Source organism: Ruegeria sp. ABV3_008 (assembly GCF_056161185.1).
On sequence record NZ_JBSWYP010000003.1, the window covers coordinates 336,924 to 348,767 of the forward strand.

General features: G+C 53.6%; 10 protein-coding genes. 7 read left to right on the forward strand and 3 right to left on the reverse strand.

Annotation, left to right across the window (positions count from 1 at the left end):
- The first annotated feature begins 1 nt into the window (after nucleotide 1).
- From ACXAH8_RS08245 to otnC, 5 genes are read left to right on the forward strand one after another with little or no spacing between them, the layout of a single operon-like run.
- Nucleotides 2-1,513: a tripartite tricarboxylate transporter permease gene (locus tag ACXAH8_RS08245; protein WP_475217477.1), complete on the forward strand. Its 1,512-nt coding sequence runs from the start codon at nucleotides 2-4 to the stop codon at nucleotides 1,511-1,513.
- On the forward strand, nucleotides 1,513-1,800 hold the full coding sequence (locus tag ACXAH8_RS08250) for a putative quinol monooxygenase (RefSeq protein WP_475217479.1): 288 nt from the start codon (nucleotides 1,513-1,515) through the stop codon (nucleotides 1,798-1,800). The genes ACXAH8_RS08245 and ACXAH8_RS08250 overlap by 1 nt, the downstream gene beginning before the upstream one ends.
- Entirely contained in the window at nucleotides 1,797-2,594 is a 798-nt protein-coding gene (locus tag ACXAH8_RS08255; protein ID WP_475217481.1) for an N-acyl homoserine lactonase family protein, read from the forward strand. The genes ACXAH8_RS08250 and ACXAH8_RS08255 overlap by 4 nt, the downstream gene beginning before the upstream one ends.
- Nucleotides 2,591-3,868: a 3-oxo-tetronate kinase gene (gene otnK, locus ACXAH8_RS08260; protein WP_475217483.1), complete on the forward strand. Its 1,278-nt coding sequence runs from the start codon at nucleotides 2,591-2,593 to the stop codon at nucleotides 3,866-3,868. The genes ACXAH8_RS08255 and otnK overlap by 4 nt, the downstream gene beginning before the upstream one ends.
- The gene (otnC, locus tag ACXAH8_RS08265) at nucleotides 3,865-4,506 is read left to right on the forward strand and encodes a 3-oxo-tetronate 4-phosphate decarboxylase (RefSeq protein ID WP_475217486.1); all 642 of its coding nucleotides are present in this window, start codon (nucleotides 3,865-3,867) and stop codon (nucleotides 4,504-4,506) included. The genes otnK and otnC overlap by 4 nt, the downstream gene beginning before the upstream one ends.
- 488 nt (nucleotides 4,507-4,994) lie before the next feature.
- On the opposite strand, the gene ACXAH8_RS08270 is transcribed toward otnC, so the two are convergent.
- On the reverse strand, nucleotides 4,995-6,527 hold the full coding sequence (locus ACXAH8_RS08270) for a phospholipase D family protein (protein ID WP_475217487.1): 1,533 nt from the start codon (nucleotides 6,525-6,527) through the stop codon (nucleotides 4,995-4,997).
- Between the two features lie 248 nt (nucleotides 6,528-6,775).
- On the opposite strand from ACXAH8_RS08270, the gene ACXAH8_RS08275 reads away from it, so the two are divergent.
- Nucleotides 6,776-7,900, forward strand: coding sequence for an adenylate/guanylate cyclase domain-containing protein (locus ACXAH8_RS08275; RefSeq protein ID WP_475217488.1), 1,125 nt, complete (start codon nucleotides 6,776-6,778; stop codon nucleotides 7,898-7,900).
- Nucleotides 7,901-8,042: 142 nt separating this feature from the next.
- Here the strand turns inward: ACXAH8_RS08275 and ACXAH8_RS08280 are convergent, their stop codons facing one another.
- Complete coding sequence (locus ACXAH8_RS08280) at nucleotides 8,043-8,249, reverse strand: hypothetical protein (RefSeq protein ID WP_475217490.1); 207 nt, start codon at nucleotides 8,247-8,249, stop codon at nucleotides 8,043-8,045.
- Nucleotides 8,250-8,481: 232 nt separating this feature from the next.
- Here ACXAH8_RS08280 and ACXAH8_RS08285 point away from each other — a divergent pair, with 232 nt between their 5' ends.
- Nucleotides 8,482-8,982: a hypothetical protein gene (locus ACXAH8_RS08285; protein ID WP_170764739.1), complete on the forward strand. Its 501-nt coding sequence runs from the start codon at nucleotides 8,482-8,484 to the stop codon at nucleotides 8,980-8,982.
- A gap of 11 nt (nucleotides 8,983-8,993) precedes the next feature.
- Here ACXAH8_RS08285 and ACXAH8_RS08290 read toward each other — a convergent pair whose 3' ends face one another.
- Nucleotides 8,994-11,738 carry an AsmA family protein gene (locus tag ACXAH8_RS08290; protein WP_475217491.1) on the reverse strand — a complete coding sequence of 915 codons (2,745 nt, stop codon included), beginning with the start codon at nucleotides 11,736-11,738 and terminating at the stop codon, nucleotides 8,994-8,996.
- Nucleotides 11,739-11,844 lie beyond the last annotated feature (106 nt).

An 11,844-nucleotide genomic window follows, 5' to 3' on the forward strand; every position in this document is an offset into this window, starting at 1 on the left:
GATGGACTTTATCCTTTCGCAACTGGCTGGGTTTGGGACCGCCTTCGTGGGCCTGGCAGTGGACCCGCTGACCTATCTGTATTTGATCGCATCCGTATTCCTGGGCATCACGTTCGGTGCATTGCCCGGCCTTACGGCAACCCTGGCGGTGACGATCCTGACAGGTTTCTTCGGCAACAAAATCCCGCTGGACTATTCGCTCATCGCGTTGCTCGGCGCCTATGTTGGCGCGATTTACGGCGGCTCTTACCCCTCAATTCTATTGAATATACCGGGCACGGCAGCCAGCGCGGCCACGGCCATGGATGGCTACCCTCTAGCCAGAGCAGGTCGAGGGGGCGAAGCACTCGGGCTGACCACGACAGCTAGTTTCATTGGCACAGTTATCGGGACCATCACGCTTTTGATTTTTGTCTGGGCGCTGCTTTTGGTTTCAAAGAACATCGCAAGCCCGGAGAAAGCACTATTGGCCCTTTTCGGCATTCTGCTTTCTGGCACTTTGATGAGCGAAGACCTGGTGATTAAGGGATGGATCGCCGGTCTGATCGGGCTTGCGATGTCCATGGTGGGCCTCGACCCCCTGTTGTCTGAGCCGCGCTATACCTTCGGCTGGTCTTACCTGATGAGCGGATTTCAGGTTGTGCCAGTTTTGATGGGGGCATTTGCTATTCCCCAAATCATCGAAGGTTTGAGACACGTTGAGGTCGGGAAGGTTCTGGCCCTGAAAGGTCGTATCCTGCCGAACATTCGGTCTATTCGACGCTACCTGCCCACCATTGGCCGGTCAGGCGTGATCGGGACAGGGGTAGGGGCACTTCCCGGAGTAGGCGAAGACGTAGCTGGTTGGGTCAGCTACGGTGTGGGCAAGACCGTGTCCGCCGAAGGCGACAAGTACGGCAAAGGTTCCTTGGAAGGTCTGTTGTGCTCTGAGACTGCAAACAACGCTTGTATTGGCGGCGCGCTGATACCGCTTTTGGTGTTGGGCATTCCCGGTTCACCACCCGCCGCCGCTTTGATGGGGGCCTTCAAGATCAACAACGTGATCCCAGGCCCGACGATTGATCCCGAGATCATTCTGCGCGTGGTTGCGATCCTGGTGCTGGCATCCCTGACCATGTTCCTGATGGGGCTTTTCACGGCTCGGGTCTTTATCAAGATACTCGCCATCCCGCAGACCATCTTCTTGCCCGTCGTGATGGTTCTAACAACAATTGGGTCATTCAGCGTTGGTGGAGGCATCAATGATCTTTACCTGATGCTCGGTGTCGGTGCCGTTGCCTACTTCATGAGCCTCATGAAGTACCCAATCGCGCCGTTGGTTATCGGGGTTATCCTAGGCGGCCTGTTTGATGAAACCTTCCGCCGGTCATTGTTCCTGTCGGATGGGGATCTTTCGGTCTTCTTTTCACGGCCCGGTGCGGCCATTCTGCTGGTGCTCAACACTGGTCTGATCCTCAGCCAACTGCCCGTCGCAAAGCGCGCTTTCTCACGTCTGAAAGGACTTTCTGTCTGATGTTTGTGGTCACTGTCACCTTCACTCTCAAGCCCGGTTCAAGAGACACCTTTTTGGCGCTGATGGTAGAAAACGCTTCAACGTCTTTGCGTGAAGAACCCGGATGCCAGCAGTTTGATGTTTGCCTCGGCGACGATCCCGAGACAGTTTTTCTCTATGAGGTTTATGATGACAGCGTGGCGTTCTCTGACCACCTAGAAAGCGCGCATTTTCAGTCCTTCGATACGGCAGTGGCTAATATGGTCGCCACCAAAGTAGTTCACCAGTATCCCGAGGTCATCCGATGAACGGTTGGGAAATCCACGCCGTGAAATACGCGGATCGAAATGCCCGGACGCGCGCTGATAGTTTCATCATTGATGATAATCACGACGCGCCTCATGCGATGGATTATTTTGTTTGGGTGCTCAAACGCGGCAACAAAGTCATTCTGGTCGATACTGGCTACGACTCCGATGAGGCTGCCGCGCGTGGTCGTCCCATCGCGATGGACCCTCGCGAGGCCTTGCGGCCCCTAGGCATTTCGCCGGAAGCGGTGACCGAGGTCATCGTGACCCATCTTCACTATGACCACGCGGGCGGGCTGCACATGTTTCCTAACGCAAAGTTGCACATGCAGTCGGCGGAAATGGCCTTCGCCACAGGTCCCTGCATGTGCCATGACCACCTGCGTGCGCCTTTCACGGCTGGCCATGTCTGCGAGGTGGTAAAGCGTCTCTATTCCGGCAAAGTCGTGTTCTACGATGGGGAAGCCGAGATTGCAGATGGGGTCACGGTGCACTGCATCGGTGGACACTCGCGCGGATTGCAATGCGTTCGCGTAAGAACGGGAGCCGGGTGGATGGTACTCGCCTCTGATGCCTCGCATTACTACGAGAATTTCATGGCACGCAAAGCCTTTCCCATCGTCGTCGACCTGCAAGACATGATGGTTGGTTTTGAGACGCTAGAGAGATTGGCCTCGCATCCTCGACTTATCGTGCCCGGCCATGATCCACTTGTGCGTGAGATCTTTCCAGTCGGAGCAGCACCGCATATTCATAGGCTGGATCCTGGGCCAACCAGGGACATCAAGTTATGAAGATCGGCGTCATAGCGGACGATTTTACAGGTGCGAGTGATATTGCGAACACCTTGGCAAAGGGTGTTGAGCCGGAAGGTGGATTACGAACGGCTCAGTTCCCGGGTATCCCGAATACCCCAGCCGACGAGGAGATCGAAGCGGGTGTCGTCTCGCTCAAAAGCCGCACCGCACCTGTCGAAGAAGCTGTTGCGGACAGTCTGCGGGCCCTGCGGTGGCTTAGAGAACAAGGATGCCAGCAGTTCATCTTCAAATATTGCTCGACCTTTGATTCCGCGACGGAGGGAAATATCGGTCCCGTTGCGGAAGCGCTGGCCAACGAACTGGGCGCGCAAAAAGTGATTTTCTGCCCGGCCTTTCCGACCACGGGTCGCACAGTTTATCACGGACATCTTTTTGTGTTCGGCAAGCCGTTGAACGAGTCCGGGATGGAAAACCACCCACTTACTCCGATGACGGATGCCAACATCAGGCGATGGTTGCAGCATCAAACCAAAGAACTGGTCGGGTTGGTGTCAATTGACACCGTTAAGCAAGGGTCGGAGGCGATTGCTGCTGCTTTGCAGAACGCCGACGGACGATTTGTGATCGGTGATGCGATTTCGGACGAAGATTTGTTGGCTTGGGGCGAGGCTCTAAAGGATGCCAAGCTCATTACTGGGGGATCGGGGATTGCACTGGGGTTACCCAAAAACTTCTTGAGATGGACTTCATCCAAAAGTGCTGGCAGTGTTTTCACTGGTATCGCTGGGCCGGCAGCAATCCTTGCAGGGTCTTGCTCAGGTGCGACACGCGCGCAGATCGATGTTCATGCGGAATCCAATCCTACGTTCGCCATTGATGTGCCAGGTGTCATGTCCGGCGATGTGACCACGCAAACGCTTCTGGAATTCTTTGAAACACATCCTAGGCAGGCGCCGCTCGCGTATTCATCGGGAAGCCCGAATGATGTACTCGCGATCCAAAACAAATTCGGTCAGGAAGCTGTGGCGGAAAAGCTGGACAATCTCTTTGCAGATACAGCACGACAACTTGCCGAAACGGGGTACAAGCGCCTTGTGGTGGCAGGAGGAGAGACGTCTGGAGCTGTCGCCAAGGCTGTATCACAGGCACTGGGGTCACCGGCCATGTCAATTGGGCCAGAGATTGATCCCGGCGTGCCAGTCTTGAGCGTTGGAAATTCTGAACCCATTGCACTGGCTTTGAAGTCTGGAAACTTTGGCGCTCCAGATTTCTTCTCGAAAGCGCTGAAAATGATGGAGGCAGGCAAATGAGTTCTGAAGAACAGGCACTGCGACAGCAGATGTCAGAGCTGTGCGCCTCGCTGTTTGTGCGTGGCTTTTCCGTTGGCACTGCGGGCAATGTCTCCGCGCGTTTACATGACGGGATTCTCATGACACCAACCAACTCCACCTTGGGCGATATCGACCCCGAGCGCATCGCCAAGATTAGTTTGGATGGCAGCCACGTCTCGGGCGATAAGCCGACAAAGGAAGTCTTTCTGCACCAAGCCTTCTACGAGACGCGGCCAGAAGCGGGCGCCGTGGTGCATCTGCATTCAACTTGGGCCACTGCACTGTCGTGTTTGGAAGACACCGATCCACACGACTGTATTCCACCGCTAACACCATACGTGGTGATGCGCGTTGGCACGGTCAAACTGGTTCCATACGTTAAGCCGGGTGACCCGAAAACCGGTGATTTGATCCGCGAACTGGGCGGCGAATGTAGTGCTGTTCTGCTGGCTAATCATGGCCCGGTCGTGTCGGGAAAGGACCTCTTCTCTGCTGTCTGTGCAGCAGAAGAGCTGGAAGAAACGGCCAAGCTGCTCGTGGCTTTGCGAGGCCTGCCAACCCGCCTATTGGATGCTGAACAAGTCACAGAACTCAAAGAGACTTTCGGAAGGATGTAATCGGACGCCGATAGGAGGAGTGTGCAAACAATTGGGAAAATCGTGAAAAGTTATTCGCAAGCAAGCTTGAGTTTAATGAATGCAATCAATTGCAGGAACGCACCGTTATGAGCGCGCTTACATGATGCTTAGGTTTGCGCATAACACTACGCGCACCCCATAAGTTTGGGTAGTTTGCACATAGTTCTGCGCTGCCCGATTGTCTGCCTTAGCGATGAATTCAATTGGTTTTTGGCGTAGTCGTAGCGGTTATGGCCTTTGCTGCACTTAATCTCGCAAAGGGCCTCTCTAAGGAACCTTAGGTGCCATGCGGCCTTTTTGCTCGGATTCTCGCGAAGGTCTGCGGTGCGCGGCAAGCTGACTATGCAAATTCTGGTGGGCGGATGAACCAAACGACCGGCTGGAAAAGAGAAACGGACGTTTTGAACCCAATCCAGCCGTTTTTGCAGGCCGGAGTTCTCTGGTAGCGTCGGGTATTTGCCAAAAACCTACAGCTGAGACCCAATTGGTAAAATACTTAAAAATCCGGCAACTATGTGATCCCAGGCCGATCCTGTCGGCTCGGATTGGTACTCAAGAACGTTGCCATCATCGCCTCTTGTCGTCCATTTAAGCTGACCAGCTTTCTCGAGCGTCACGTTATATGTGTATGCGGGTAGCGCGTCGTCCAAGGCACCCATGGTCTGTGTCGCCAATACTGGTGAGTCAATCAGAATTCCCATCTCGGTGTTGATGTTGACAGATCGCGGATCCCAGTTGAACGATCCTACGAACAAGTATCGGTCATCGACTGCAAATGCCTTGGAATGTAGGCCTGACCTAGATTGAGCCCAGTTAATACCGCGGCGTTGGACCTGATAGGCGTCCGGTCGCAGCTCATAGAGCTCTACTCCACCGCGTAGAAGTGCACGGCGTTTCTTGGCATAGTGCGCGTAGACGGGTGCGACGTCGTTAGAGGCAAGTGAATTGGTTACAACCTTTACGTCGACGCCGCGGCTTTCCAATTCGGTCAGCCATTTCACACCGTTGTTACGCGGCACGAAATAGGCGGAGACGATGTTCACCTCACTGCTGGCATTCTCAAAGTATGGAAGCAACTGAGATGCCAGAACGGGACCTGAGTTCTCGAGACCGGCGGCTTTTGATGGCGGATCAGCGTAAAGCTTTGCAGGCAGCCAATCCAGTGATAGGGCTCCATCTGCGAAGTTCTCTTGCGCTGACTTTCTGAGGGCCGCGCCATACTGAGTCTGCTTCGCTTCCTCGACCAGTTCGTTCAACCTGACTCGCGCATCAACAAGGTCAAATTCCTGGGGTTCTCCAACGACTACCCGAGCTGGAACGGCGAATTCGCTGTTCCAGTATGAGTCAAAGCTTTGCGACACTTGGCGTACAACGGGGCCTGCGGCCAGCACATCCAGATCAGCGTAGTTCATTTCTTCTCGCGCGAGAAAGTACTCGGCGCCGATGTTCCTCCCACCCACAATCGTGAACACATTGTCTGCGGTCATGGATTTGTTGTGCATTCTGCGATTGATGCGTTTGAAATCAGTCAAACCTGCGATCAGAAGGCTTTGTTCCCGCCAGAATGGATTGAACAGCCGGATCTCAATGTTTTCGTGATTGTCCAACGCGGCGGTCATCGCGTCATAGCTGGACGTATCCATGTCATCCAGCAACAATCGGACACGAACACCCCGATCGGCTGCCTGCAAAAGACTGGCGGCGAATAGGTGGCCCGTTGGGTCGTCGTGTAGAAGGTAGTATTGCGCGTCTATCGTTCTCTCGGCCGCCGCAGCGAGCAATAGCCTTGAGACAAGAGCTTCTTCGCCGTCACTGATCAGCTTGACGCCCGACCGACCGTCTTTGGGATCGCCAAGCCGATTGGCCGCCCGACTGAGAGCTGTGCGCGAGTCTGCCGGCAGCGAAGCCGATACCGTCTTTTCATATGTGCGAGTTTTGGGGGCGCAAGCAACAAGGGTCAGCGTGCACAAGATACAGACCACCAACTTCCATTGTGTCATCAGTTTCCTCCATCCCCTAAAATTAGGTGACTACGCCGAGACGGGTGATTGCAAGTCTGTTCTGTGAAGCATGAGACTGTTTCGCCGGGCGTTGTTGTTTTGGTGAAACCCTTAGCTTTCGCATGCTGGCATGTGATTTTGACGCAATCTCAAATCAAACGTACTCTACCAGCGACCAAGTGCGAACGAGGACCATGCCTGATCCCGAACACAGAAATAACTCCGCTGCGGAGCCTTCGCGGCATGCTGTGTCCGATGGTATCGGCGTGGCAACAGAGGAGTTCAAAATTTCGATGCCAATCGGGATCGGAGCTGTCTTGGCTGCTCTGGCTTCCTTGGCCACGTGCTATTCCGGGATTTTGCTGACCTATTTGGTTGGCTATGAAGCGCTTTCTATAAATCCACATGCGCAAGCGGTGCTCATGTGGGTGTTTGCATTGTTGGCGGTTAGTTTCTTATGGAGAGACCGGAAACGACATGCCAAGGAGCTCCCACTCGTCCTCGGTGGGATTGCTGCTATCATCCTGATTGTCACTCTGTACTTCGGCTATGATGAACGCGTAGAAGCGCTTGCCTATGTGCTTTTGGTGATCGCGGCTTTGCTAAACCAGAACTTTATACTCGATGCTTTGAACCACACGGTTCGCAACCAGACACATGAAATAGAAGCGTTGAACGAAAGACTGACTGAGAAGGTAAAGCGCCAGGAAGGCGAGATTGACAGGCTGGGGCGCCTCAAACAATTCCTTGCGCCTCAAGTTGCGGAGCTTGTCGTCGAAGAAAACGCTGACGAGCTTTTGAATACTCATCGTCAATACATTGCTTGCCTTTTTTGCGACATCCGGAATTTCACAGCGATTTCCGAGGCGATTGAGCCGGAAGATGTCATTACCCTTCTGCAGCATTTCCACGATGAGGTTGGTCATTTAGTTGCCAAACACAAGGGAACAATTGGATACCGAGCCGGAGACGGATTGATGGTCTTCTTCAATGACCCGGTTCCCTGCGATCAGCCCGTTCTGCAAGCCGTGCGGCTGGCTAAGGCAATAAGTGAAGCTTTCGAAGGAATCCGAGCACCCTGGCAGAAACTCGGACACGCGATGGGTTTGGGTATTGGGATCAGTAGTGGTTACGCGACGCTTGGGCTTATCGGGTTTCATGGTCGCGCCGACTACACGGCAATAGGTGGGGTCGTGAACACCGCATCCAGGCTTTGCGACTTTGCCACCGACGGGCAGATCCTTTTGAACCAACGGGCTCTATTAGACATAGAAGAACGTGTGGAGACTGAAGAAATGGGAGAACGGGAACTGAAAGGCATCGGTAATCCTGTGCAGATTTTTCGTGTCGTCAGCCTCTCCCACCAAGCATAATGATGCTCTATCTTTATGGGAATCCAATGGATTTTCGTGTTTTCAAGGTCTGCCTTGGGCTGCTAGCGGCCTTTACGTACTTTTCAGAGAACGGCAGCACTGAACGCGCGGCGGCAATCCTACGGATCGCTAAACGCTACACTCAACGGGCGTAGCCGATGGATTGGAAGCTTTTTCCAAGCATCTTGGAGAAGTGACAAGTGGCAGAAAATCCGTGCAATACGTCAAAGTTCACCGACCACTCGGTCAAGGAAATTTCGTGGTCGCTTTTAGCCATGTAGAGCGAGACGAGCGCGACTGGGCCGTTTTTTACTTGTCCCGGATCAAGAGTGGAAAGATCGTCGAACATTGGGATTTTCAGGAACAGATCGGCCCGAAAGAGGCCTTGAATAACTCTGGCAAATTCTAGGGGAGTTGAGCGTCATTTTTTCCATGGCGGCGGTTGAAGATGAATTCTTTTACAGGGCAAAGGCGCATTAGAGATGGTTCAACATTCCAGAAATCGAATGGTTGTATTTGATTGACCCCGCGCGATAATCTGATTGCATCGAAGGATTAGCGGAACATTTGTGGAGTATTAAATGAAAAGGTTGGCGCTGACAGCAATGGCATTGATCTCCACTGGCGCGGTGTTGGCCGCTGGTATGGAACGGTGGGGTGAATCCGGTGACTGGACAATCCTGATTGATCCCGAAAAGGGCAATGGCTGTCTTGCTTGGAAGCCCTTTGAAGACGAAATGACCGTTGAAATTGGCGCGGCGCCCAATCAGGCTGGCGGTTTTTTTGCCGCCTACAACCCGGCCTGGGTGCAGATCGAGGACGGCGCGACCGGCATCGTAAAGTTCGACTTTGGTGATGCAAAATTCGAAGGCGAAGCGGTTGGTGTCTACAAGAATGGAGTTCCCGGTGGCTACGCCTTTTTCGACAACCCGGCGTTTGTGACCGAGTTTGGAAAACGTCAAAGCGTTACGATTATTGGTGAACGTGGTGCCGAGGTTGAACTCGACCTCAGCGGGTCCGCAAAAGCCATTGAGGCCGTTCTGGCGTGTCAGGCCGAACAGCCGGAACCACTGAAGAACTAGGTCGCGTCCAACTACTGCAATTGATTGATGTCCGGCACGCACGGTTGCCTGTCGGCAGGCATAGCATCAGCGCCCTCTGGAGCCTTGCTTCTAGACCCACCCACATCCAGCTTGAACTTTGGCGACGAAAGCTGACCCGTTACATCAAATGGCCAAGCGCTCCGGGATAGGGGTTTGCCGACGCGACGAGGCTCCGCTCTTAATGCGATGCTATCGTTCAGCCAGTCCACTTGCCCCCTGGCCACCAATTGAACCGATCCTGTTTCGATGACGATGGAGTTTGAACTGACACGCCCGGCCTGGATATCAACCGGGGCGACTACGCAAGTGATGTCGGTATAGCCTTGTCGGAACTCTTCTGAAAAGAGCCAGGGGAAAATACCTAGCCCGGCCAACTCTAGTAGGCTGGTACTAATGTAACCTTGCGACATCGACAACGACGCATTGCCACGCATCGAATTGACGAAGGCCTTGCCCGAGGCGGTACTGCCAGAAACGTTGAACTCACCGCTCAAACGCCCATAGGCCTCAATACCAATGCCCAACTCATCTAAGATTTCGCCGAATTCCCATCCCGAGGTCGATCCCGACAATGAAAGCCAATCAGGAGAGTCAATCAGATCCATGACTGCCCGCAGGCTGAAGTTTCCGCCACCATAAGCCATCTGAAGAGGCCCGAAATCCACGGTTCCGTCTTTGGCAGACAATTGGCTTGAAACAGACGTTACTCCTTGCTGGCCTGAAATCTCTTTGAATTCGATCTGTACCTCGACGTCCGCTTCTCGAAGCACGCGTTGTACATCCAGAAGATCGGCAGGTTTCCCTTTTTCCTTTGGCAACACCAAGGGCTGGACGTCTGTCTCCTTCGGTAAAACCAAAGGTTGAACTTCGGCTTCAGGTTCCTTTGCGGTCTCGCCTACCAAGCTTTTCAGTTGGTCCAGCACGGCAGTCAGGTTCTTCAGGTCGTTGAGATCGAGCCTTTCGCTCGTGATGTCGCCCCGAACAACAGTAGCACCCTCGGGAAATTTTGTGTCCAAAGCCGCAAGAAGATGCGAGGACCCTGCTTCGAACTGGATTGCGGCATCAAAGTCCTCGCCCTGTTTGGAGGTTTCCGCATCGATAGCTAGCGATCCGATCTCGACAGGCTGCAGATTCACTGCGGTCAGAAACTTGGCGCTGTCGTCGATGTCCAGTTCCACGTCGAAATCGAGACCGGAAAGCCCTTTTAGCTCGTTGACAGATAGTGCGAGATCGAGCGCCCAGAGATCGGTGCCGTAAGTGGTCGCGTTAAACCTGTTGAGTGAAACCGGCCCACCCGCGTTGGATATGTTGAAATCGGCTTTGATGCCGCCGAACTGGTCAACGTAGTCTTCATCGAGGTTGGGCAAAATCAACTTGGCGGGCCCGTTTAGCTCCCCATCGAAAGTCACGTCCTGAAGCTGAAGCAGATCGAGGATTTCACCTTCGGCTTTCAGGACAGGCTGTTCAATTGGACCAGCTTGTAGCGCAATGCCCAGCATGGCAAGCCGTCCGTCTGGCATGCGGCGAATACTTTCGATTGAGGCTGGGCCGATTACGTCCAGCCCTTGGTCAAATGCATTGGTTTGGAACAGCAACTTCTCAAATTCGAAGGAAGCCAGGGATCCGACCATATGCATTTCAAAGCCGGTGAATTTAAGTTCCTGGATACTTTTTGCTGCTGGCGGAGGCTGTCCTTCGGGATGAAGCCGCGCGTTGAAGATCAGATCAACGCCCTGAGCGGTGTAGAGGTCATCTATTGAACCCTCAGCTTCGAGTTTTTGCCCATCCTCCAAGCTTACAGTTGTTGTAAACGCCTCGATCTTCAGAGCGTCCTGAGACACGAGTTCTGCTTGCAGCTGACCATTGCCTTCCAGAACGCGTTCCAGCCCGATGACGTCCAGAAAATCACCGAACTCACCTGTGTCCATTTCCAAGACTGCCCGATAACCGCCCCCTTCGTCTGCCGAGAAGGGCTCGCCATCGTAGCTTACGGTCATTTCGCCAAAACTGGCGCGTGTCGTAAACGGTGCGGCGTGTGGGTAGTCGCCTTCGATTTCGAAAACCTGACCGTTGACGGAGCCGGAACCAGAGACCTTTGTTCTTTGTCCATTGTCTACTTGTTCGAGCGCGAGTGACTGAAGGTCAAATACAAATGAAAAGCCCGAGACCTTGTCGTCAATGTTTAACCCGATTGACTTGAAACTGACGTTCTTGTCGCTCAGGAAGTTCAGGATTCCACTGCTTTCCGAGTCGGTCTTATCGGTACCATCAGCGCTCGCGACGTCTTTTTGATCATCCGCTGATACAGTTTCCTCTGAAGTTGGCCTGCGTGTTGGCCTGTCTGTTCGCCAGCTTGTTGTGCCGTCTTCGGCGGTCAGAAGATTTGCTTGGAGGCCTTCCACGACGAGATTGTCAAAGTGCAGGCGCCTGTTGGCCAAAGCGGCAATATCCAGCTCCAGTTGCAGTAGGTTCAATTCAACAAGAGCTGCCTCCGGCATTGTCAGGCTCGGGATGACCACACCACCGACGTAAATGTAACTCGTGCGGCCAAGCGCGACGCTTACATCATCATTGACAAGAAGTGGCCGACCAATTTGTTCCGAAAGAACTCTTTCCACAAGGTCGCGCCGCATGTCCGAGAACATCGGAGCAGCAAACAACAACCAAACAAACGCGACTGCTGCGAAAGCGAGAAGTGCGACAAGCCCAATTATCCTAAAAAGCCAAACCCTCATGCGCTCCCCTATCGCCGCCTTCGCCGTTCAGTCTCTCACAAGCAGATATTCGGCCCACTAAACTGAATGCCCTTTCTGAACCTTATTCGGGTCAGTTGGGCCGTGT